17 protein-coding genes and 1 other RNA gene are annotated in these 22,466 nt (G+C 73.0%); 7 read left to right on the forward strand and 11 right to left on the reverse strand.

What is annotated here, in order from left to right; translation table 11 throughout:
- Positions 1-118: 118 nt before the first annotated feature.
- Complete coding sequence (locus AC3ANM_RS19080) at positions 119-3,736, forward strand: ATP-binding cassette domain-containing protein (protein WP_488285987.1); 3,618 nt, start codon at positions 119-121, stop codon at positions 3,734-3,736.
- A gap of 74 nt (positions 3,737-3,810) precedes the next feature.
- Here the strand turns inward: AC3ANM_RS19080 and AC3ANM_RS19085 are convergent, their stop codons facing one another.
- A complete protein-coding gene (locus AC3ANM_RS19085; RefSeq protein ID WP_488285988.1) occupies positions 3,811-4,905 on the reverse strand; it encodes an ArsB/NhaD family transporter in 1,095 nt (364 codons plus the stop codon).
- Entirely contained in the window at positions 4,902-5,648 is a 747-nt protein-coding gene (locus AC3ANM_RS19090) for a YaaA family protein (RefSeq protein WP_488285989.1), read from the reverse strand. The genes AC3ANM_RS19085 and AC3ANM_RS19090 overlap by 4 nt, the downstream gene beginning before the upstream one ends.
- Before the next feature lie 77 nt (positions 5,649-5,725).
- Between AC3ANM_RS19090 and AC3ANM_RS19095 the strand changes: the two genes are divergently transcribed.
- From AC3ANM_RS19095 to AC3ANM_RS19120, 6 genes are all read left to right on the forward strand, one after another.
- Positions 5,726-7,174 carry an RNB domain-containing ribonuclease gene (locus tag AC3ANM_RS19095; protein WP_488285990.1) on the forward strand — a complete coding sequence of 483 codons (1,449 nt, stop codon included), beginning with the start codon at positions 5,726-5,728 and terminating at the stop codon, positions 7,172-7,174.
- Between the two features lie 111 nt (positions 7,175-7,285).
- A complete protein-coding gene (locus AC3ANM_RS19100) occupies positions 7,286-7,636 on the forward strand; it encodes a hypothetical protein (protein WP_488285991.1) in 351 nt (116 codons plus the stop codon).
- A gap of 120 nt (positions 7,637-7,756) precedes the next feature.
- On the forward strand, positions 7,757-8,629 hold the full coding sequence (locus AC3ANM_RS19105; RefSeq protein WP_488285992.1) for a P-loop NTPase family protein: 873 nt from the start codon (positions 7,757-7,759) through the stop codon (positions 8,627-8,629).
- Positions 8,630-8,644: 15 nt separating this feature from the next.
- Positions 8,645-9,436, forward strand: coding sequence for a phosphatase PAP2 family protein (locus AC3ANM_RS19110; protein WP_488285993.1), 792 nt, complete (start codon positions 8,645-8,647; stop codon positions 9,434-9,436).
- Between the two features lie 150 nt (positions 9,437-9,586).
- Positions 9,587-9,989, forward strand: an RNA gene (gene rnpB, locus AC3ANM_RS19115) — RNase P RNA component class A.
- A gap of 95 nt (positions 9,990-10,084) precedes the next feature.
- A complete protein-coding gene (locus tag AC3ANM_RS19120) occupies positions 10,085-12,130 on the forward strand; it encodes a spermine/spermidine synthase domain-containing protein (protein WP_488285994.1) in 2,046 nt (681 codons plus the stop codon).
- A gap of 78 nt (positions 12,131-12,208) precedes the next feature.
- On the opposite strand, the gene AC3ANM_RS19125 is transcribed toward AC3ANM_RS19120, so the two are convergent.
- From AC3ANM_RS19125 to AC3ANM_RS19165, 9 genes are all read right to left on the reverse strand, one after another.
- Positions 12,209-13,177, reverse strand: coding sequence for a hypothetical protein (locus tag AC3ANM_RS19125; protein ID WP_488285995.1), 969 nt, complete (start codon positions 13,175-13,177; stop codon positions 12,209-12,211).
- A 55-nt stretch (positions 13,178-13,232) separates the two neighbouring features.
- Positions 13,233-13,886: a YveK family protein gene (locus tag AC3ANM_RS19130; protein ID WP_488285996.1), complete on the reverse strand. Its 654-nt coding sequence runs from the start codon at positions 13,884-13,886 to the stop codon at positions 13,233-13,235.
- Positions 13,883-15,040, reverse strand: a complete 1,158-nt coding sequence (locus AC3ANM_RS19135) for a hypothetical protein (protein ID WP_488285997.1) — start codon at positions 15,038-15,040, stop codon at positions 13,883-13,885. The genes AC3ANM_RS19130 and AC3ANM_RS19135 overlap by 4 nt, the downstream gene beginning before the upstream one ends.
- Positions 15,037-16,191, reverse strand: coding sequence for a glycosyltransferase (locus tag AC3ANM_RS19140; RefSeq protein WP_488285998.1), 1,155 nt, complete (start codon positions 16,189-16,191; stop codon positions 15,037-15,039). The genes AC3ANM_RS19135 and AC3ANM_RS19140 overlap by 4 nt, the downstream gene beginning before the upstream one ends.
- A 205-nt stretch (positions 16,192-16,396) precedes the next feature.
- Positions 16,397-17,503 (reverse strand): glycosyltransferase family 4 protein, encoded by a 1,107-nt coding sequence (locus AC3ANM_RS19145; RefSeq protein ID WP_488285999.1) that lies wholly within the window; start codon positions 17,501-17,503, stop codon positions 16,397-16,399.
- A gap of 21 nt (positions 17,504-17,524) precedes the next feature.
- Complete coding sequence (locus AC3ANM_RS19150) at positions 17,525-18,346, reverse strand: polysaccharide deacetylase family protein (RefSeq protein ID WP_488286000.1); 822 nt, start codon at positions 18,344-18,346, stop codon at positions 17,525-17,527.
- A 251-nt stretch (positions 18,347-18,597) separates the two neighbouring features.
- A complete protein-coding gene (locus AC3ANM_RS19155) occupies positions 18,598-20,124 on the reverse strand; it encodes a lipopolysaccharide biosynthesis protein (RefSeq protein ID WP_488286001.1) in 1,527 nt (508 codons plus the stop codon).
- 103 nt (positions 20,125-20,227) lie between these two features.
- Positions 20,228-21,220 carry a hypothetical protein gene (locus tag AC3ANM_RS19160; RefSeq protein WP_488286002.1) on the reverse strand — a complete coding sequence of 331 codons (993 nt, stop codon included), beginning with the start codon at positions 21,218-21,220 and terminating at the stop codon, positions 20,228-20,230.
- Between the two features lie 68 nt (positions 21,221-21,288).
- The gene (locus tag AC3ANM_RS19165) at positions 21,289-22,419 is read right to left on the reverse strand and encodes a glycosyltransferase (RefSeq protein WP_488286003.1); all 1,131 of its coding nucleotides are present in this window, start codon (positions 22,417-22,419) and stop codon (positions 21,289-21,291) included.
- Positions 22,420-22,466 lie beyond the last annotated feature (47 nt).

The following is a 22,466-nucleotide window of genomic DNA, read 5'->3' on the forward strand; positions in this document are numbered from 1 at the left end:
CCGGCTCCAGGGACGGCTCGGCGGCGACCGACCTGCCGGCGCCGGCCGGCGCACGGCCTTGGCACGCGGGCGAAAACCACGCGACGGCTGTCGGTGCCGGGCCGTAGCGTCGGGGGCGATGTCCGTCACCCAGCTCGAGTCCGCCCGCGCCGTCGCCGATCCCATACGCCCGCCGGAGCGGGGCCGTCCCGTCGACTGGCGGCGGTTGCGCGGCCCGGTGGCCGTGATGGCGCTGCTGGCCTGTGCCGTCGCGGCGCTGGGCACCTCCCTGGGGTCTCTGGTCGCAGGGCGGCTGGCCGCGCACGCCACACCGGCGCTGGTCGGGCTGCTCGCCATCTGTGTCGTGGGCGCCGCGGTGCTCGACACCGCAGCCCGCACCCTGTGGGCCGGGCACGTCGACCGGGCCGAGGGACGGCTGCGTGCCGACCTGCTCGACGCCGCGCTGCACCAGCCGTTGGCCACCCTGACCGAGCAGGCCGTCGGCGAGGTCCTCGACCGCGTCGACGACGACACCCACGAGGTGGGGACGTTGCTGCGGCAGGGCGCCTGGATGGCGATCCGCACGCTGCTGGCCGCCGGCCCGCTGTGGGTCGTGGGCGGCATCACCTGGTGGCCCGCGTTCTTCCTCTTCCCCCTGACGGGAGTGGCGGCGCTGTTCGCCGTGCGCCCGCTGCTGCCGCGGGTCTCGGCCCTGAAGGTGGTGGAGGAGGCGGCCTGGACCGACCACGCCGCGGCGATGGAGGAGGGTGTCGCCGGACGCGACGACCTGCGGGCCAGCCTGGGCCAGGCCCATGTGCTGCGGCGGTGCACCGAGCTGGCCGCCAAGGTCCACGACCACTTCGCCGCGGTGCTCGAGGTCGAGGCCCGCATCGGTCGCCGCACCGGCACGCTGCTGCACGCCGTCCTGGCCGCCACCGCACTGCTCGGCGTGACGCTGGTCGTGCACGCGCGCCTGGACACCGCCGCCCTGGTCACCCTGTTCCTCGTCACCACGATGTTCGTCGGCCAGGTCGACATGCTCGCCCGGCACCTGCCCGACCTGCAGGCCGGGTTCGGGGCGGTGCTGCGGCTGCGCGGGCTGCTCGGCGCCGAGCGCGAGCCCGTCGGTGGCCAGGACCTGCCCGACGGCGCGCTGGACGTGCAGTTCCGCGACCTGCACTTCGCCTACGTCGAAGGGCGCTTCGCTCTCCAGCACGTCGATCTGCACGTGCCGGCGGGCACCACGTGCGCCCTCGTGGGCCGCACCGGCTCCGGCAAGTCGACCCTGGCCTCGCTGCTGTCCCGGGCCGTCGAGCCCGAGCCCCGCTCGGTGCTGCTCGGCGGGATCGACGTGCTCGACGTCGACCTGCAGCGGCTGCGCTCGGCCGTGGGTGTGGTGACCCAGCGCACCGAGATCCTTGCCGGCACCCTGGCCGACAACATCACGCTCTTCGAGCCGGTGTCGCGCACCGCGGTCGAGGCGGCGGTCGTGGAGCTGGGCCTGCAGGACTGGGTGGCCGGCCTCCCCGACGGCCTGGACACGCTCCTGGGTCCCGGCGGCACCACGCTGTCCTCCGGCGAGGAGCAGCTCGTGGCCTTCGCCCGGCTGCTGGTGCGGGATGTGCGCGTCGTGGTGCTCGACGAGGCCACCGCCCGCATGGACCCGGTCACCGAGGCCCACGTGGTCCGCGCGGCCGAGCGCCTCCTGTCCGGGCGCACCGGCCTGCTGGTCGCCCACCGGCTCTCGACCACCCGCCGGGCCGAGCAGGTGGCGGTGCTCGAGGGCGGGCGCGTGGTGCAGCAGGGCCTCCGGGCCCACGTCGCCGCGGAGCCGGGCCCCTTCCGCGCCCTGCTGGAGGCGGCGGCCGAGGAGGACGACAGCATGCTGCTGGAGGCCCTGGCCGCCGAGCACGTCGGGCCGCCCCGCACCTCCACGGTTCCCGGGTCGGGCGACCCCTCCTCGCCCGGCACCTCCACCGTGCCCGGGCCGAGCGCTGCGGTGGCCGACGGCGCCGCGCAGGTCGGCACGGCCCGTCGGGCCGGCGAGCCGCCGGCCGCTCCACGCCTGGCTCCGGTCCCCGGGCTGACGAGGGCGACGCTGTCAGCGCTGCGCGTCGCGCCCCGCTGGGGTCTGGTCAGCATCGCGCTGTTCCTGGCCTCGGCCCTGTCGGGCGCGTTCGGTGCGGTCACCGGGTGGATCTGGGGCCACCTCGTGGTCGCCCTCCAGAGGGGCCAGAGCCCGGTGCCGCTCACGGTCGCCCTGGTGGTCTCCCTGCTGGTCTCGCCGCTCCTGCTCGCCGAGGCGTTCCGCCGCTACCCGCGCTGGTGGATCTCGGTGATGCTGCGGGTCCGCTCCGCGGTGCTCGTCGGGCAGACCGCGCAGCACCGACTGGAGCGCACGCCACCGGGTGAGGTGGTCGCCCGGGCCATGGACGCCGACCGGCTGGCGCGCTACGCCGACCGGTGGGTCGACTTCGTCAACGGCCTGGCGATCGCCGCCGTCACCGCCGCCGTCGCCCGCAGCCTGCTGGCCGGAGGCGTGCTCCTCGCGGTGATGGTGGCCTCCGCGCTGGCCTCCTCGCTGGGCCGGCGGGTCGCCGGGCGGTCCGCCGCCGCGTCCGCTGCGGCCCGGGCCCGGTTCGGCCGCTCTCTGGTCTCGACCCTGGACTCGGTGCGCACCGTCAAGCTCGCCGCCTCGACGCCCAGCGTGCACGCCCACCTGCGCGAGGTCGACGGCGGCCGGGTGGACGCGGCCGTCCGCGAGCACCGGGTGCAGGCGCTGCTCGACGGCGTCCCGATCGTCATGGTCCAGTGCGGCGTCGTCGCCGCCTGGGCGGTCCACGTCCGGGGCGGCTGGGGCCTCGCGACGGCGCTGCTCGTCGCCGGTGCGGTCAACGGCTTCGACTGGTTCGGCCGGGTGGCCGGCTCGGTGATCACCGAGGCGCCGGGCACCCGCGCTTGGATGCACACCACCAGCCGGCTGGCCGGTGGAGGCGACCTGATGCGCGTGCCCTCAGGGCTCGACCTGGTCACCGGTGCCGCGCCGGCGCCGGAGCCGGCGCCCCGGGAGCCGCTGCACCGCCTGGAGCTGGTCGGCCTGACCGCGGTGCACGACGACGGCACCCGCGGCGCCGCCGACGTCCACCTGACCGTCGGCGCCCGCGAGCTGGTCCTGCTGCTGGGGCAGGTGGGCTCGGGCAAGTCGAGCCTGCTGTCGGCGCTGGCCGGCCTCGTGTCGAGCACCGGGCAGCTGCGCTGGAACGGCGAGCCGGTTGCCGACCCGCAGACCTTCCTGCGGCCGGGGCGGGTGGCCCATGTCGCCCAGGTCCCGCGCGTGCTGTCCGGCACCTTCAACGACAACGTCCGGCTCGACCACGCCGACCGTGTGGTGCTGCCCGCCCTCGACACCGCGCGGCTGGTCCCCGACGTGGAGTCGGCAGGTGGCCCCGACGCGTTGGTCGGGCACCGGGGCGTGCGGCTCTCCGGAGGCCAGGTGCAGCGCCTCGCGCTGGCGCGCGCCCTGGCGTGCGAGGCCGAGCTGCTGCTGGCCGACGACGTCTCCTCCGCCCTCGACTCGGCCACCGAGATCGAGCTGTGGTCGGCACTGCGCCGGCGGGGCGCCACGGTGATCGGGGCCACCTCCAAGCGGGCGGCGCTGGCCCAGGCCGACCGTGTCGTGGTCATGGTGGAGGGGCAGGTGGCCGACGTCGGTCCCTGGTCGGAGCTGGCTGGTCGCTGGGGCCACCTCGCCGGCTGAGTGACCCGGCCGGCGTCTGGCGTGGGCGGGTGCCAACCCCCGCGACGCCATGGCGCACGGGTTGCGGTGGGGGCTCAGGCGAGGGCGAGGGCGGCGACGGCGGCAGCCGTCGCCGCCAGCGCGCAGATCGCGCCCTGCCAGGCGAAGCGTGCGGTGGTGATCGTGACGCCGGCGCTGCGGCACCGCTCCCGCCACAGGATCGTGGCCAGGCTGGCCCAGACGGTGACCAGCGGGCCGCAGTTGACGCCGATCAGCAGGGCCATGAGCCGGTGCGGCTCGGTGTCGGTGACCGACTCCAGCGCGAGGTAGGCCGGCAGGTTGTCCACCCCGTTGGCCGAGGCGGCGGCCACGCCGCTGACGCGCGCCAGCGCGGCCGGATCCGTGCCCTGGCCGACCGCCGAGGCGAGCAGGTCCTGCAGGCCGTGGCGCAGGGCGATGTCGACCACGACGAACAGCACGCACACCCCGGCGACGACGAGCCAGGGCACCTTCACCTCGCGCAGGACCTTGGGCCGGCGCACCAGGGTGGTGCCGGCGAGGACGAGCGCGGCGAGCGTGGCGGGGATGGCCGGGGTGATGCCGCTGATGAACGCCGGACCGAGCGCCACGCAGACACCGCCCGCCACCAGCAACAGCGGTCGGTCGTGCGGCTCGGGTGGCGCCTCGAGGGTGTAGCGGCCACGCAGCGCCCTGCGGTGCAGCAGGCCCAGCACGGCCACGGTGGCCAGGATCGCGGCCAGGGCCGGCAGGGCGGCCAGCCGGACGTATCCCGCATGCCCCAGTCCCAGCGCCTCGAACCGGTGCAGGGCCAGCAGGTTGGTCAGGTTGGACACCGGCAGCAGCAGGGACGCCGTGTTGGCCAGCCACACGGTGGTCATCGCGAACGGGACCGGGCTGATGTCGAGCTGGCGGGCCACCGCGATGACGACGGGCGTGAGCAGCACGGCGGTGGTGTCGAGGCTGAGCACGATCGTCGAGGCGACCGACAGGGCGACGACCAGCAGCCAGAGCAACCACGTGCGGTGCCGGCCGGTGCGGGCTGCCCAGTGCCCGGCGACGTCGAACACCCCTGCGGCATCGGCGATCTCGGCGACGACGGTGATCGCAACCAGGAAGACGAGGACGGGCCCGACCCGGGCCGCGAGGTCGAGCAGCTCGGCGCCGCTCACCGGGCCGTGGTCTCCAGCACCCAGGGCTGGCCGGCGCGCGCTGGCTGCTGCAGCGAGGTCTTGAAGTCCGCGGCGAGGACCTGCTCGAGCCGCGCCGGGGTGCGGGCGTCCACGCCGGCGACGCACAGGGCGCGGGCCACCAGCCCGCGGGTGTGCTTGGCCATGTGGGTGGCGCCGGGGACCTTGACCTGCACCCAGCGCTTGGTGAGGTCACCGCTGGGAGTCCACGCCGCGGCATACGTGCTGGAGCGGCAGTCGACGATGACGCCGCGACCGGCGGCTGCGGGCAGGACCTGCGACAACGGTTCGCGCCACAGGGAGGCGAGCGGGCCGACGCCCTCGAGGTTGACCCCCATCGACAGGCGGTAGGGGGCGACCTTGTCGCCCGGGCGCAGGGCGCCGTAGAGGGCGGAGACCACCAGCAGCCAGCGGCGCGCGCGGCGCAGGGCGGCCGCGTCGAGGCCGGCGAGGTCGAGCGCGTCGTACAGGACGCCGGTGTAGAGGTCCTGGGCCGGCAGGGCCGGGGCCGTGGCGAGCCGGGTGTTGCGCGCGATGTCCTCGGCGAGGTTGGGGCTGACCCCCAGCAGCTCGGCGGCGTCAGGACGGGCGCTGACCTCGGCCACGGCCCGGGCGACCTGCTCGCGGGTGCCGGTCAGCTCGGGGAAGGAGAGCCGGTCCAGCCGCGTCGGCGCACCCCGCGGGCGGCCGCGCTTGGACTCGGACGGGGGGAGCAGGATCAGCACGGGGACAGCGTAGGTGGCGGCGGGCAGGTGGCCTTCTTCGGGCGCGCGGGTGGGGCTTCGTGCGTAGGGTGAGGCCCATGTCGATGCGCAGGATCAAGCTCGTCCAGCCGGGTCGCGCCGAAGCGGGGGAGGCGGTCGACGCGAGCGAGCTGCATGCCGCCTTTGATGCCGTCCGCGCCGAGCTCGACGTCCCGGCGGAGTTCCCCGCCGAGGTGCTCGCCGAGGCCGACGCGGCGGTCGCCTCGCTGCGGCTGCCCGAGCGCGACGAGACCGACCTGCCGTTCGTGACCATCGACCCCGCCGGGTCCAAGGACCTCGACCAGGCGATGTTCCTCGAGCGCTCCGGGCGGGGCTACCGCGTGCGCTACGCCATCGCGGACGTCCCGGCGTTCGTGGCCGCCGGAGGGGCGATCGACGGCGAGGCGCGCCGCCGCGGCCAGACGATCTATGCCCCCGACCGGCGCACCCCGCTGCACCCGGAGCGCCTCTCCGAGGACGCCGCGAGCCTGCTGCCCGACCAGGTGCGCCCGGCGTTCGTATGGGACCTGCGCCTGGACGAGGACGGCGAGGAGGTCTCTGTCGAGGTCTACCGGGCGATGGTGCGCAGCCGCGAGCGGCTCGACTACGTCTCGGTCCAGGAGGCGCTCGACGCCGGGTCGGACGACGAGCGCGCGGTGCTGCTGCGCGAGATCGGCGAGCGCCGCGTCGCCCTGGAGCAGCAGCGCGGCGGGGCGAGCCTTCCCCTGCCCGAGCAGGAGGTCACCGTCGATGCCCAGGGTCGCTACGCGTTGCGCTTCCGGCCGCCGCTGGCGGTGGAGGACTGGAACGCCCAGATCTCGCTGATGACCGGCATGGCCGCCGCCGAGATGATGCTGCACGGCGACATCGGCATCCTGCGCACCATGCCCGAGCCGGACCACCAGGCCGTCGCCCGGTTCCACCGCCAGGCGCGGGCGCTGGGCGTGGTGTGGCCCGCGGAGTGGCTCTACGGCGAGTTCCTCCGGTCGCTCGACCGGTCCGACCCGCGCCAGCTCGCGCTGATCCACGAGGCGACCAGCCTGTTCCGCGGTGCCGGCTACACGCCGTTCGTCGGGGACCTGCCCGAGGTCGGGATGCACGCAGCCGTCGGCGCGCCCTACGCGCACGTCACCGCGCCGTTGCGGCGGCTGGTGGACCGGTTCGGCCTGATGGTGTGCGAGTCGCTGTGCGCCGGGCAGGAGGTCGCCGGCTGGGTCCGCGAGGCGCTGCCGGCGCTGCCTCGCGCCATGGCCGCCTCCGACCACAAGGCGGCCGCGGTCGAACGCGCCTGCACCGACGCGGTCGAGGCGGCCTCGCTGCGGCACCGGGTGGGGGAGACCTTCGCCGCCGTGGTGGTCGACCTGACCGACAAGGGGTCGATGGTGCAGGTGGCCGACCCGGCGATCCTCGCGCCCTGCACCGGCGAGGTCGGGCTCGGCGACGCCCTGCGTGTCCGGCTGGTCGAGGCGGACATCGCCCGTCGCGCGGTGCGCTTCGAGGTCGCCTGACGGGAAGTTCCCGCTCGCGGTGGGCGCAGGATGCGTCATTGGGGGGAGGACGTCTCCGGCCCGGCGCGGCAGCGTGGCGTCGTCGGGTTGAACGCGACGAGGGAGGACGCCATGGTGCGCAGGAGGCTGGCGACCCTGGTGGCAGCGGCGGGGGTGGCGACGGCGATGGTGCTCGCTGCCGCCCCGGCGCAGGCATCACCGGGGGACCCCACGGTCGTGACCTACGGTGACGACGGGTGTGACGGCGACCAGCTCGCGACCGTCTACGCCCTCGCGCCCAACGGGGAGTGGCTGTCCGGGGACTTCGGACCGTGGGGCGGCTACGCCCTCACCTTCAGGCAGGTGCCTGCGGGTGGGGAGTCCGTCCGGTTCGACATCTTCTGCAGCGTGACCGGCTACCACACCTCCACCCGGTGGGTGTACCGGCCGAGCATGGGGACCAGCCTGGGAGTGGACCTCTAGCCGATCCGCCCGGCGCGCATCGGTCTCGCCCGATGCGCTTCCCCCACAAGGAAACTCGCTGCTCTCGCGCGCGGATCGTGAGAGAGTCGGGCCACCATGGGGCGACGAGGGGGAGCGGGCGTGGCACAGCTGGTGATGGTCGAGGGCCTGCCGGGGTCGGGCAAGACCACGACGGCCGCGCGCCTCCATCACCGGCTGGCGGGTCGTGGGGTCGAGGTGCACCACTTCGCGGAGGGCCGCACCGACCACCCGGTGGACCTCGAGCAGGCCGCGGTGCTGTCGCCGGGGGAGCTCGACCGGTTGCGCTGCGACTTCCCCGACGAGGCCGGGCGGCTGGCGCGGGCGGCCAGCCGGTGCGGCGACTCGTGGCTGGTCCTGGACCGGGAGCACGCCGGCTGGTCGGCCGCGCTGAGGGACCGGCTGCGCGAGCACGACGGCTACGACGGTGCGGTCACCCCTGACCGGCATGCGGAGGTCCTGCTCGAACGATGGGAGCGGTTCGGCCGGCGGCACGCCGCGGGATCTGACCCAGGGGTGTACCTGTTCGAGTGCGTGCTCCTCCAGAACCCGGTGTGCGCGCTGATGGCCCGCTTCGACCGGACCCCGGCGCAGGTCGAGGCGCACATCCGGGCCCTGGCCGAGGCGGTGACGGCGATGGACCCGGTGCTGGTCCACCTCGATGCCGGCGACCCGGCGGTGGTGCTTGCCGCGGCGGCCGCCGAACGGCCCGCGGAGTGGCTCGATCTCGTCGTGCGCTACCACACCGGGCAGGGCTATGGCCTGGCTCGCGGGCTGCAGGGCTTCGACGGCCTGGTCGCCTTCATGCGCGAGCGGCGCGAGCTCGAGCTGGACCTGCTGGACCGCCTCCCGCTGACCACGCTGCGGCTGGACGTCTCCGACGGTGACTGGGACCGGCACCATGACGCGGTGGCCGTGTTCGTCGAGGTTCACCTCGACACCGGGGCCCGCTCCGTAGCACCCTTCACGGTCTGAGGTCAGGAGGCTTTCGTGGCAGGTTCCCCATCCGTCGTGGCGGCGCGCCCGCGGGGCACGAAGCGCCACGTCACGAGGGCGGTGCTCCTGGCCGTCGCGCTGGCCCTCGTGGCGGTGCCGTTCGCGCTGCTGCTCCTGCTCGTCGAGGACAAGTGGGCGCCGCTGTCGGAGGCCGACCTCGGGGCCCGGGACGGCCTGCACCGCTTCGCCCTGGGGCAGCCCGCCTTCGTGTGGGTGATGCGCACCCTCAGCGACGCCGGCTCGGCGCTCGCCTGGCAGGTGGTGGTGCTCGTCGTCGTGGTGTGGCTGTTGAGCCGCCGGCTGTGGCGACTGGCGCTGTTCGCCGTGGTCACCACCGCCGGGTCGTCGCTGGTCAACAGCGCTGTCAAGGCGATGGTCCACCGCCAGCGCCCGGTGGTGCCGCAGCCGTTCGTGCACGAGCCCGGCGCCAGCTTCCCCAGCGGCCACGCCCAGGCGGCGATCGTCGGCTACGGCGTGCTGCTCCTGGTCTTCCTCCCGGTGCTCACGGGGGTGTGGCGCCGCGTGGCCGTCGGTGCGGCCGTCGTCCTGGTCCTGGGCATCGGCTTCTCGCGGGTCGCCCTGGCCGCCCACTACGTGTCCGACGTGCTGGCCGGCTTCGTGCTCGGCGCGGCGTGGCTGGCCGCCATGACAGCGCTGTTCAGCGCCTGGCGGGTGCAGCGCGGCCGGCCCCGGGTCAGTCCCGAGGAGGGGCTCGCTCCGGAGGACAGTGAGCGGCTCAACCCCGTCGGGACGCCCACGCCGGAGGGCCCGCACCGGTCGTCGTAGCGGCTGGGGAGCAGCCGCTACAGGTGACCCGGCTGGGCCGGTGCCGCCCGGGTGCGCGCGTCGCCGCGCCGCCCGTATGCCGTGTGCCCGGGCCGGGAGGCGGGCACACGGCATACCAGGGTCCTGGTTGCCGTTAGGATCATCGGCGGATGAGTCGGTCAGACGGCCGCGTCGGCGCCCCTCGGGGCGTCGCCGAGGAACGTCCGGGCTCCACAGGGCAAGGTGGTGGCTAACGGCCACCCGGGGCGACCCGCGGGACAGTGCCACAGAGAACAGACCGCCTCGGTGAACCACCCGGCTCCGGCCGGGCAGGCGCCGCGGTAAGGGTGAAACGGTGGTGTAAGAGACCACCAGCACGCCAGGTGACTGGCGTGGCTCGGTAAACCCCACCTGGAGCAAGGTCAGACAGGAAGCGTTCGAGGGCGGCCCGCCCGAGCTTCCGGGTAGACCGCTGGAGGTGTCCGGCAACGGGCACCCGAGATGGATGGCCGTCGCCCGCAGTGCCGGTAACGGCCGCGGCGCACAGAACCCGGCGTACCGACCGACTCATCCACCCATCCTCCGCTGACCCGCGAACCGTCGCGTCCGCGGCAAGGCATTGCTACGGTTCGCACCGTGGCTGCCTGAGCGGCTGACGAAGGGGACGCGATGCGGCAGGACGGCGAGTCCAACCTGGTCGACCCAGCCGACCGGTTCGTGGCAGCGAGCCGGTGGCGGCCCCCCGGGCCGGGCGCCCGGACCCGGTTGGTGCTGGCCAGTGCCCTCATGCTGTTCGTCGAGCTGGCCCTGATCCGATGGACGTCGTCGAACAACCTCTACCTCGTCCACCTGACCAACTTCGTCCTGCTCGCCAGCTTCCTCGGGATCGGCCTGGGCTTCCTGCGTGGCCGCGCCGGTCGGGACCTCTTCCCGCTGGCGCCGGTCCTGCTCGCCGCGCTGGTCGGCTTCGTGCTGGCCTTCCCGGTGCGCACGGGGACGGGGCGCGGCGGTCAGTGGGAGCTCGTCGGGCTGTTCGACATGCCGCCGCTGCCGCAGGTGATCAGCCTGGCCGCCGTCTTCCTCCTCACCGTGGCGACGCTGATGGCGCTGGCGCAGGAGGTCGCCAGGACGTTCGCGACGTTCGCGCCGCTGGAGGCCTACCGGCTCGACGTCATCGGCAGCCTGACCGGCATCGTCACGTTCGCGGCGCTGTCGTTCCTGCGGCTGCCGCCGCTGGGCTGGGCCGTGGCCGCCGCGGTGGTGCTCGCAGTGCTGCTGGGCCGTCGAGCGAGGAGATGGCAGGTCGTTGCCCTCGCCGCCCTCGTGCTGATGCTCGGCGCCGAGTCCGTGCTGGGGACCTTCCAGTGGTCGCCCTACTACAAGATCCACACCCAGGACCGCGGCGGGATGGTCCGGGTCGAGGTGAACAACACACCGCTGCAGACGGCCCTTCCGGTCCGGGAGATCCGTCGCAGCTCGCCCTTCTACTTCTACCCCTACACCTATGCGGGGTCCCGCGACGACGTGCTCGTCATCGGGGCCGGGACGGGCAACGATGTGGCCGTCGCGCTGGCGCAGGGCGCGCGGCGGGTCGACGCCGTCGAGATCGACCCCGCCCTCATGCAGATCGGCCGCGACCGGCACCCCGACCGGCCCTACTCCGACCCGCGGGTGACCACGCACGTCGACGACGGGCGGGCGTTCATGGAGCGGACCGACCGCCGCTACGACCTGGTCCTCCTGGCGCTGCCGGACTCGGCGACCATCGTCACGGGCCAGTCGGCGCTGCGGCTGGAGAACTACCTGTTCACCACGCAGGCGCTGGAGCGAGCGCGCTCGCTGCTCAAGCCGGGCGGCACGTTCGCGATGTACAACTACTACGAGCCATGGCTGCTCGACCGCTACGCCAACACGATTCGCACGGTCTACGGCACCGCGCCCTGCGTCCAGCTCGGCCCGAGCTACGGACCACGACAGCAGGCGGTGCTGACGCTGCGCAAGGACGGCACCACCGGTGGGTGCGCCTCGACCTGGACGCCGCGGGGTGCCGCCCTGGAGCCTTCCGTGGACGATCGGCCGTTCCCCTACCTCGCGTCGCGCTCGATCCCGTCCTTCTACCTGTGGATGCTGGGCCTGGTCCTGCTGGCCTCCACGGTGCTGGTGCGCGCCGTCGCCGGACCGCTGCGCACCATGCGGCCCTATGTCGACCTGTTCTTCATGGGCTCCGCGTTCCTGTTGCTGGAGACCAAGAACGTCGTCCAGTTCGCGCTGTTGTTCGGCACGACGTGGGCGGTGAACGCTGCCGTCTTCGCCGGCGTGCTGCTGAGCGTGCTCGCCGCGATCGAGGTCGCCCGGCGGGTGACCATCCATCGGCCGATCCTGCTGTATGCCGGCCTGCTCGCCGCGCTCGCGGCCGCCTGGCTGATCCCCCAGGCGGCCCTGCTCAACCTGGGGCTGGTGCCCCGGTTCGTGGCCGGGGTGACGATCGCCTTCCTGCCGATCTTCGTGGCCAACCTGCTTTTCGCGGTGCGGTTCAAGGGGGTCGGGTCCTCGACCGTGGCCTTCGGGGCGAACCTGCTCGGCGCCATGGTGGGCGGGGCGCTGGAGTACCTCGCGCTGATCCTCGGCTTCAACGCGCTGCTCGTCGTGGTGGCCGTGCTGTACGGGCTGGCCCTGCTGACGGGGCGGCGACACCTCGTCGTGTCCCGGGCGTGAGCGGTCGGACGATCCCGACAGGCCCTGGCGTGCGTCGCCAAGGGGGACGCGGCGCCGGAGTCAGTACGGGCGCTGGAGTCAGTACGGATGGATCGCGCTCACGACGGCGTCGTAGGTCGGCCGCCGGACCTGGTCGTAGGTGAAGATCCCGAAGTTGTCCTCGGGGTTGCGTGGGTCCCGCCCCTGGTTGCGCAGCTCGTAGACCAGCACCGCCAACGGGTCGGCCTGGGCAGCACTGCCGATCATCTGGGGGAGCACCCGTCGCGCGCTCGCGACCGGGATCGGGCCGCCGGTCTCCGTGGGCACGCCGATCTCGGTGACCAGCGCCTGCTTGGCGTACCGCTGGCGCAGTCGCTCCAGACGGAACGGGATCACGTGGATCGCCTGCTCGTCGTTCCCCGGGTAGCAGTTCACCCCGATGACGTCGGTGGCCGCGGCAACGGTGTCGTAGAACGTCTCCCAGTGCGCGTCGCCGCCATCCACCACGTTGGTCGTGACGAGTGCGTGCGGCAGCACGGCATGCGCCTCCTGCCCCGCCGCGTGGATCGCGGAGGCGAGGTCCGAGAGGTATGACGGGGTCATCGTGCCGCCCAGGTCCGCCAGGGTGCGGAAATGGTTGTGGTCGGCCTCGTTGTAGACCTGCACCACGTCGACACCGCCGCCCGCCGCGACCGTCCTCATGCACCTCGCCCAGTACTCGCGGTTCACCGCCAGGTACTCCGCCTGGCTCCACTGCGGGCCGTTGAGCATCTGCGCCAGGGTCAGGCTGATCCGCAGGCCGGCTCGTCGCGCCTGCCGGACGCAGTCCGTGAAGAACGCGCTGCGCGCCTGGTCCCAGGTCCAGCGGCCCTGGTTCCAGGTGCCCATGTCCCAGAACTGGATGCCGAAACGCATCCACGTGGCCCCCGTCGCGACCAGGTGGGTCAGGTCCGTCCGGAAGTCCCTGGCTGACCTGGGGCTGGCTTCCATCGTGAGCCCGACGATGGTCCCTGCCCGACGGGACGATACCTTGACCGGGGTGGACGAGGCGGAGACGAACGTCGCCATGGCCGTGCCTGCGACACCAGAGAGCAGGAGGCGTCGTGAGATCGGCAGGGGGGCGCTACCCGACGTAGAGCCCATGGTCGCTCCGATCGGTGGACTCCCGGGTCCCGGGGACGGTCACGCGCGCTGGTGAGGAGGAGGCGCCCAGGACCAGGGCAACCAGCACACCAATGGTGAGCCCCAGGATGGAACCCCCCAGCACGGCGATCGGGAGGGACAGGCTCGAGGGCTCCAGTGGGGGCTCGGCCTCCTGGACGATGTCGACGTGCAGGACCTGCCGGTTGACGTTGTCCAGGCGTGGCGCGATGACGACGTAGGAGCGGGAGACGGCGTTGGCCAGGTCAGCGGCGCTCGTGGGGTCCGGAGCCTGCGCGCTGAGGGTGATCAGCGCGGTCGAGGCCTCCACGCTGGCACTCACCGTCTCAAGGCTCCGGCTGGCTGCCGCGTCGGACCCTAGTGAGCGCCAGGCACCCTCGAGCACCGGCCGGGACGTGATCAGGGCGGCGTAGGTCGGCATCCGGTTCTGGATGTAGGTGTTGCCGTCACTGACGTTCGCGATGGTCGGCGCGGACATCAGCAGCAGGGAGGAGGCCTCGTACTTCTTCGGCAGCATGCCGTGGACCACCAGGCCGCAGAAGCCGCCCAGCAGGAGGCCCACGAGCGCGACGTACCAGTAGAGGCGCAGGGACCGGAAGAAGCCTGTCGTGGTCATGTGATGCTGCCTCTCTCCGGAAGCCACTGTGATGCCTCACCCACCCGGGCCGGCCGGGCCTCCTCGACCTGCCTGCGCAACGGCACGAGCGTGAGGAAGAGGGGCATCAGTGGCGTGAGGTGCTTGAGGTAGGAACCGAAGTCGGGTTCGAAGATCGCCTGGACCGAGACCACCGCGAGGAGCAGCGCGGCGGCCCGCGCCGCCCTGAGGGCGCGGCCGTCCATCCGGGTGCGTGCCCCGTCCGGCTCGGCGAGCCGCGGCTGTGTGCCGTAGCCGAAGATGCGCGGCAGGGTGCCGCACCAGAGAAACCCGATCACCACTGCCGAGACCGCGTGGAAGGCCGGGGGCTTGAGCAACAACGGGACCGGGAACCACAGCGACACCAGCGCCAGCAGGGCGTTGGGTGTCATGAAGACCGGTCCGGAAGGCAGCGGGTCGGTGATCAGCGTGCCCACGTCGACGCCCGCCCGAGAGGCGTTCACGGCGGTCCTGTTGTCGGTCAGGCCCACGCCGAAGGCGTACAGGAACAGCAGCTGAAGGCCCAGGTAGAGGAGCACGAACGCGACGACGATGGTGACCGGTCGCCGCCGTCGTCGCAGGATGCCGCGCCACACGACGTAGAGGACGGCGACGATCGCCCAGTAGGGGCGGAACGCGACGGCGTACACCAGGGCCAGGGCGAAGAAGGCCAGCTCACTCAGGCGGCTCTGCGGCAGCACCATCAACAGCAGCACCAGGAGGAGCGTGATCATCTCCTTGCTGAACTGCGACAGGTACGTGGCGGCGCAGACGAAGTTGACGAGGAGGACGCCCACGCCCACGAGCCCGAGCCGTCCGACCTCGGTCCATCGAATGGCAGCGAAGACGGTGGTCGTGAACAGGAGCACGGTGAGGAGCGCAACCGTGACGGGCTCGTGGGACAGGCCAAGGAGCTGGTAGAAGGCGCCGATGTCCCTGAAGTCCCGTGAGGGGTCGGAGGAGCCGACCGGGCTGTTCATCACCCAGCTGATCTGCTGACCGTCCCAGAGATAGCGATCCGGGAGCACGCTCTGGGCCACGAGCGAGAACGCGCAGGCGAGTCCCGCCAGGGTGACCGCGAGCAGCTGGACCCGCAGCCCGCGGTCCCCCAGAGCTCGCAGGGGCGACGACGTCATCGGCACCACTCCCGCCGCCGATGCCTGGTGGGGCTGCCGTGCGCGGCCACCGCGTCATACAGCCGCACCAGCTGCTCGGCGACCCGGTCGGGATGGTGGTGCTGCTCGACGTAGGCGCGGCCGGCGCGCCCTTCGGTCGGGGCCGGTGTCGCGCCGCGCGCGGGAAGCCGCTGCGCCAGCGCTCGGGCGAGCACGACCGGGTCATCGGCGTCGACCAGGCAGCCGGCCCCTGCTGGCAGGATCTCGGCGTTGGCCGGGATGTCGCTGGCGACCACAGCCGTGCCGGAAGCCATGGCCTCCAGCACGACGAGGGCCTGACCCTCCCACCGGCTCGGGACCACCACGACGTCGGCCACCTGGAGCCACCGCAAGGGGTCCTCCACCCAGCCGACGGACAGGACGCCCGCTGGAGCGTGGGCCAGGAGCCTCTCCCGGTCAGCGCCGTCGCCGACCAACGCCAGCGCAGCCTCCGGCCGGAGTCTGCTCACCCACCTCCAGGCCGTGAGCAGCCGGTCCTGTCCCTTCTGCGGGCAGACGCGCCCCAGGCAGACTGCGAGCGGCCGGTCGGGATCGACCCCCAGGTGCGAGCGCAGCGCCCTGCGGTCGTGCTCGCGGCTCTGCAGCGGGCGGAAGTGCCTGAGGTCCACGGCGTTCGGCAGCACCTCGCTGCGGCCGGAGAGTCCTGCCCGGCGGCCCCGGTCGCGCTCGGCCATGCTCACGCAGACGGTGGTGTCGGTCCACCGCTGGGCGGACCGCTCCCACGCCGCGGCGAGGGGTCGCTGCACACCGTCGACGGCCTCGAACGACCACGCGTGGGGCTGGAACAACGTCGGGCGGCGACCCCGGATCGCGAGCCTCCCGACCAGGCCAGCCTTGCTGCTGTGCAGGTGCACCAGGTCTGGGTCGGTCTGCGCCACGATCTGCCGCAGCGTCGCGACCTCCCGGACGAGTCCGGAGGCGGGGGAGCGCCGCGCGGGCCAGGGCGCCACCCGGCCACCAAGGCGCTGCGTCAGGTCGGCCACCCGGGTCTCCGGGTCGCACGCCACCACGCAGCTCCACCCCGCGGCGGCCGCCCAGCCGACCTGGTTGGCCACGACGTGCGCGACTCCCGCGTCACCGGGCTGGCAGACCGCCAGCATCTCGCCGATCACCGCAACCACCGTCCGCCGCGCAGGCCGGCAGAGCCACGTGCTGACAGGGTGAAGGACATACGGCCCCCTCGCGTGTTCCTGGCAGAGCTCCCTCGGCAGCGGCCGGAAGACCCTCTCTCGCAGCGTTGTACGGCGGCGAGGTTCCAGCGTCCCCAAGAAGGACGAGATGCCCTCGTGCATCGCCCGACGGCGACGCGCCAGCGGGTCAGCCCTCCCGCCCGCCGAGTGCCGCCCGGTAGGTGGCCAGCAGGCGGGTCGTCATGAGGTCCACCGTGAACTGCGCCGAGCGCTCGACCGCCGACACCCCCAACCGTGCGCGCAGCCCTGGATCGGACCCGACGCGGCGCAGCGCGCAGGCCAGCGCAGCAGCATCTCCCGGGGGCACGAGCAGCCCCTCCTGTCCATGCCTGACCAGCCCGGGGACGCCGCCGACGTGAGTCGCGACGACTGCACAGCCGTTGGACATGGCCTCGAGGAGCGAGAGGGAGAAGGCCTCGGCATCACTGCACAGGACCGCCACCCGCTCGGGAGACAGCCACGGACGTGGGTCGTCCTGGTAGCCCACCCACTCGAGGCGATCGGACACGCCGAGCAGGTCGGCCCGGCTGAGCACGGCGCCGCGCAGCGGCCCGTCACCCACCAGGGTCACGGCCATGTCCGGGTTGAGGGCCATGGCCTCGACGAGGACGTCCAGCCGCTTGACCGGGACCATGAGGCCGACCCACACCACGGAGAACGGGTGGGTGACCTCGCGCTTGGCGGTCGGCTCCGCCGGCTTCGTGCCATTCGGCACGAGGTCGAGCAGGTCCTCGGGCAGCCGGATCGACTCTCGTGCGTAGGTTCGCATTGCCTCTGACGCCACGACGACCCGGGATCCGCTTGCAACGGCGAGCGCGCGCTCGACGTGGAGGTACATGAGCCGGTCCCGGGCGCGCGGCGGGCAGACGTGAGCATTGTTCGGCACGAGGTGTGCCAGCCCGTCGGGCGCCCCGTGCAGCGTGTAGACCGTGGGGACTGCGCGAGCCCGGCCGACCAGTCGTCCGACGAGACCGGCCCGGCGGTCCTGGCAATGGATGAGGTCCGGGCGCCAGGACCGCACGAGCCGGTCCAGCGCGAGCACGCCCGAGAGGGTCTTGATGGGCAGGAACGTGTACTCAGGCCCCGGGTGCGGGCCTCGCAGGTGGCGACGCGGGATGTCTGCGGGTGCCACGACGTGCACGCTGTGGCCTCGGCTGGACAGCTCGTTCGAGAGGTCGACCACGTGGTCGGCGGGGCCGCCCTCGCTCTGGCTCAGGAGCTGCAGGACGCGCATCGTGGACCGCCTCCGATGCCCTTAGTGGGGACTCGCGGACATGACGCGACGGGCGCGGTCCACGAGTCGGAGATGGTCGTAGCCGCCGTTCAGCAGGATCTCGAGGTCCTGGGCGTCGTCGGGGACGAACGACCGACGCAGGCTCAGCAGGTCCGCCCGGCCGGGGCGGTTGATGCCGCGGTCCACGGTGACGGCGTAGTCGTGACCCGTGGCCCGGGCCGCTTGACGCACGCGCTGGTCCCAGCCACCCGTCGGGTACGCCAAACCCCGCACCGGGCGTCCCAGGAGCTCCTCGAGGAAGGCCCTGGAGTCCAGCAGGTCCTGCACCAGCTCGGGGTCGGATGCGTCCGGGAGCCAGCGGTGACCCATCGTGTGCGACCCGATGTCGAGTCCCGCGCGGCAGAGCCCGACGACCTCGGCCGCAGTCAGGAGCTCTGCGTCAGCGGAGGTCGCGTTCAGGTCCCACGGGAAGCGGCGCCGGCCGTCGAGGAACCCCGGTACGACGTACAGGGTGGCCGGCATCCCTCGCCGCTCGAGGAGAGGCCAGGCTAGCTCGCCCACGCTGCGGTACCCGTCGTCGAAGGTGAGCACGACCGCTCGCTTGGGGAGGCGGTCGGCGGACAGCAGCCTGAGCGCGTCCTGCATCGGCATGACGTTGGCCCTGGCTGCCTGGAGGCACTCCAGTTGGCTGCAGAAGTCCTGCACCCTGGTGGTCAGGCCGTCGGGCGTCTCACCGAGTCTGTGCCAGCCGAGGATCGTGAGCCCCCTCGTCTCGGCGAACCCTCCGGACCGGCTCCTGAGCCTGGCGACCATCCGCCCCACAGCGCGGTTCGTCCTGCGCATCGTCCCTCCCCGGGTGTGGCCACAGCCCGCGGCCCGGCCTCCGTCAGTCGACCCTACCCACGCCGCCACGAGGCGCATGCCTCGGTTGTCCGACCGGCCCCTCGTCCCTTTGGACGCCGTCCGCCGCCCTCCACTACTGCATAAGGACGGCGTGCGTGCACAAGGACGGTGCGGGTCGACCCGCAGGCGTTGTCCGGCCCCCAGTCCGCACGGCATCGACGCCGGTGCCGGGCGCCGTGTCGCGCTGCGCACTAGCGGCTCATGGCGAGCAAGAGGCGCTCGGTGCGGCGCGCGACGGCGCTGCTGGCGTGGGCCAGCAGCCATGCGGCGTCGTCCTTCACGAGCGGCCTCGTCACCAACCCGACCCCGAGGTAGGCCACCAGGAAGGCCGCCGCTGCCGCCGGGATCCCGAACCAGGGTGAGGGGACCACCGTCAGCGTGAGTCGCGCCGCCGCCGCAGCGACGCACGCGGTCACCGTGATCCAGGCCGTCAGCCGCCAGGTCCCCGCCGGACGAGGTGAGAGCCTCATCGCCAGCAGGGTCAAGGGAACTGCCGCCATCAGTCGCGCGACGGAGTTCGCCGTGGCGGCCCCCACGGCTCCGTGGCTGGGGATCAGCCAGAGCGCCACGAGCAGGTCACCCACCGCCGCCACCGAGTTCCACAGGAGCGGGGCACGGAGCCGGCCGAGGGCGCTCAGGGCCGCAGCAGACAGGTATGACGCCGCCACGATCGGCAGGACCACGATCACGGTGGTGAAGACCGGGACGGCTCCTTCGTAGGCGGGCCCGTAGACGAGACGTATCAGCTGCGGCGCGACGACGATGCTCAATGCTGTCACCGGGATCCCGGCATACAGCAGGAAGCGCAACCCGCGGGCGAACACCCTTCCCACCCGCTGTTGGGCCCCCAGCGCGGACAGGCCGGCGATGGTCGGCGTGACGGCGTTGGAGCCTGCCTCCACCATCAGGAACAGCACCTGCGCAGCCGCCACCCCGATGCTGTAGTACGCCAGGGTCGGTGCCGAGGCGTAGTGCACCAGCACGAAGAACTCGCTGCGGCTGGTGACGACGAACGCCACCGAGACGGTCGCCCACTGCGCCGCGGCGAAACGCAGCATCCCGGGCTGTCGGTGGGTCACCCTCGCCGGGCCGGTCGACACGCGCGGCCGGTGGCGCCGCAGCAGGAGGGCCACGACGGCGAGGTTGACCGTTGCCGCGACGGCCTCGACGGCGAACATCGCCGTGACACCGAAGCCCGCGGCAAGGAGCGAGACGACGGCAACGACTGCCAGGGCGCCTGTGATGAGGCCGGGACTCGTCGAGGCGCGCCATCGGTGGAGTCCGCGCAGTGCGTTGGCGGGCACGGTGTGGAGCACCAGCATCCCGACGGCAACCGAGGCCAGGACCCAGCTGGCCCTGAGCTCCTGACCACGCGTCGCGATGATGAGGACGAGGGAAGCCCCGACCGCGAGGACGACGGCTGACAGGAACGTCTTGCGGACGACCTCACGCACGGCCGCCGCGTCATCACGGGCATCCGCGGCGCCGACGAACCTCATGAGCGTCACCGGCAGCCCACCGGCGACGAAGATGACCGCGGCAGCCTCCACGAACGCGATGTAGCTCTGCTTCCCCATCAGGGCAGGGCCGAGCTGCCGGGCCGCGACGATGGAGATGGCGAGCGTGTAGATCTGGGGGAGGAATCGACTGAAGGCGCTCCACAGACCACCCCGGAGCGCCGACGCCCCCGACAGCCTCGGGGATGCCTGCCGCGCCATCACAGCACCCCGGGGCGCGGTGCGCCGGCGGCGCAGGTGACACCGCGGACCGCCTGGCCCACAACGTCGCCCGCCGGGCCATGAGCCGGCGGGGGAGCGGTGCTCAACGCCGTTCCCGGTCGTTCACGAGGACGGGGTAGCGGTAGCGCAGCAGCAGCGGCCAGGTGTGCAGGGTGGTCACGGCGAACGCCCGGGGTGCGCCGGCTCGCGTCCACTCGTCATCGAGCAGGATGCGGATCGGCCCCCGGCTGAACCGCATCGGGTTGCCGGCGATGAGGTGCTCCTGCTCGGGGGCGGCGAACTCGAACGCCTTCCTGGTCAGGGCAGGTCGTGGGAGGTCGAAGACGTCCGACAGGCGGTCGTGCACAGCAGTGGGGTTGCTGGCGTAGTCCTCGTACCTCACGACCGTGGACGCCGCGACGCGCCGGCGCAGATGCCCGATGAGCAGGTTGGCGACGAGCCAGTTGCGCGACGCACGGGACGCGCTCCACCGTGGCGTGAACTCCTCCCGCGCCTGGATCTCCGGGCGCCGCTGGCGTCGCTGCCACGAGTGCGCCACCGCACGGCTGTCCCGGACCAGGTGGATCAGTCCGAGGTCGATCGAGGGGGTGGCCGCCAGCAGGTAGGCGTAGGAGGCGTCGAGGGAGGAGTCCAGGACGATCGAGCTGCCCGACACCAGCCTGATGGCGTCGTAGAGGCGGCCCAGGACATCGCCATAGTGATCGAGGCGTCCCCGAAATTCCCGGGACCGAACCAGCGGGTAGGCCAGCATCGGGACGAAGCGCAACCGGTCGACGTCGTCCTTCAACCGCAGCATCGCGGCCGCGTCGATCCAGTCGAACCCGCCGAAGGCCTTGAGGAAGACCTCCGTCCAGAAGGGGCACGACCGGAAGGGGGCACCGCAGCTGCACAGCTGGTTGTCGCGAAGACCGCGGTCCCAGATGTATCGCAGCTCGCCACCGGTGAACACGCCCTCCCCGGAGGCGATGACCCGACCCAGGAGGGTGCTGCCGCTGCGCCCGGCGCCGCCGACGTACAGGACGCGCGTCCGGCTGTCGCCGGCACTGCCCTCCAGAGGAGAGCGCTGCTCGCCCAACCCTCCCTGTATGACGCGTGGTTGCCACGGCGCCCGTGCGCCGGGACCGTGGGCGCATTGACGGCCCATCACCGGCTCCTGCCCAAGAGGGTGTGCCCGAAGGCGACATGGTGGCGGGGTCCGGCCAGCTCCTCCGACACCAGGGCGGCGTAGGACTGCATCATGGCTCGGGGATCGTGGCGCTCGTTCACCCGTTGCCGTGCTGCGGCGCCCGCCGCTCGACGCCGGGGACCGTCGGAGAGCAGCTCGGTGAGCGCAGCTCCCAGGGCCCCCGGGTCACCGGCCGGCACGAGGAGGCCCTCGTGGTCGCCCACCAGCTCCTTCAGCCCGTCCACGGAGGTCGCCACCATCGGGAGCCCGGCTGACATGGACTCCAGGGCGGCGATGGGCAGGCCCTCCCAGTCACTGCTCAGGACACCCAGGTCGGCGGCGGCCAGGAGAGTGGCCACGTCCTGTCGAGGACCGAGGAAACGCGTGGTTCCCGCGATCCCGAGATCCCGGGCGAGGGCCTCGTGCTCCTGCCGCAGGGGGCCGTCACCTGCGACCAGGAGCAGGGCTGCCGGGGAGACCTGGGCCCACGCCCGCAGCAGCACGTCGAGGCGCTTCTGCGGCGTCAGCCTGGCCAGGCAGAGCGCCACCGGCAGGTCGTCCGGGATGCCCAGCCGACGCCGGGCACGGTCCCTGCCCGGCAGCGCGGGCGGGCTCACCGCGTTGTGGATCACCACCACGTCGCGCCGGCGCAAACCTTGTGCCCGCAACCGGTCCCGGGCCGAGGAGGACACGGCGACGACCCGTCCGGGGAAGCGGTCCAGGACCTGGGCGGCCAGCCGGAAGTCCTCCCGGGTGACGCCGTGGAACACCGACACGAGGCAGTGCGAGGAGCCGCCCATCATCGACGCAGCCGAGGCGACCACGGTGCTGGAGACGTTGTGCGCCATCACGACGTCGGGTCCGAACCGGTGGATCGCTCGCCGGAGGTGCGCTGCCGCCGGCAGGACCCGCAGCGGAGCACGTCCCACGAGGGGCACGTGGAAATGCTCACAGCCGGCCTCGCCCAGCGACGCCACCCGGGACCCCCCGGAGCTGGCTACCGCAGATGTCCACCCGACGGAGGGACCGAGCCGTGCCAGGTCCAGCACCAGGGTCTCTGCGCCGCCGAGACCCATCTCGGCGATGACGTGCAGGACGCGTGTCGCCATGGGTCACATCACCTCGCGCCTGTCGGTGCCGGACGCACCGGCGGTCG

The organism is Oryzihumus sp. JJN4-3R (assembly GCF_057747915.1).

Coding starts and splice junctions, on each gene's coding strand:
- AC3ANM_RS19155 (WP_488286001.1), bottom strand. CDS start 20,124: ATGGCGCGGCAGGCATCCCCGAGGCTGTCGGGGGCGTCGGCGCTCCGG.
- AC3ANM_RS19135 (WP_488285997.1), bottom strand. CDS start 15,040: ATGACGTCGTCGCCCCTGCGAGCTCTGGGGGACCGCGGGCTGCGGGTC.
- AC3ANM_RS19125 (WP_488285995.1), bottom strand. CDS start 13,177: ATGGCGACGTTCGTCTCCGCCTCGTCCACCCCGGTCAAGGTATCGTCC.
- AC3ANM_RS19150 (WP_488286000.1), bottom strand. CDS start 18,346: ATGCGCAGGACGAACCGCGCTGTGGGGCGGATGGTCGCCAGGCTCAGG.
- AC3ANM_RS19130 (WP_488285996.1), bottom strand. CDS start 13,886: ATGACCACGACAGGCTTCTTCCGGTCCCTGCGCCTCTACTGGTACGTC.
- AC3ANM_RS19095 (WP_488285990.1), top strand. CDS start 5,726: ATGTCGATGCGCAGGATCAAGCTCGTCCAGCCGGGTCGCGCCGAAGCG.
- AC3ANM_RS19145 (WP_488285999.1), bottom strand. CDS start 17,503: ATGCGCGTCCTGCAGCTCCTGAGCCAGAGCGAGGGCGGCCCCGCCGAC.
- AC3ANM_RS19120 (WP_488285994.1), top strand. CDS start 10,085: ATGCGGCAGGACGGCGAGTCCAACCTGGTCGACCCAGCCGACCGGTTC.
- AC3ANM_RS19100 (WP_488285991.1), top strand. CDS start 7,286: ATGGTGCGCAGGAGGCTGGCGACCCTGGTGGCAGCGGCGGGGGTGGCG.
- AC3ANM_RS19165 (WP_488286003.1), bottom strand. CDS start 22,419: ATGGCGACACGCGTCCTGCACGTCATCGCCGAGATGGGTCTCGGCGGC.
- AC3ANM_RS19080 (WP_488285987.1), top strand. CDS start 119: ATGTCCGTCACCCAGCTCGAGTCCGCCCGCGCCGTCGCCGATCCCATA.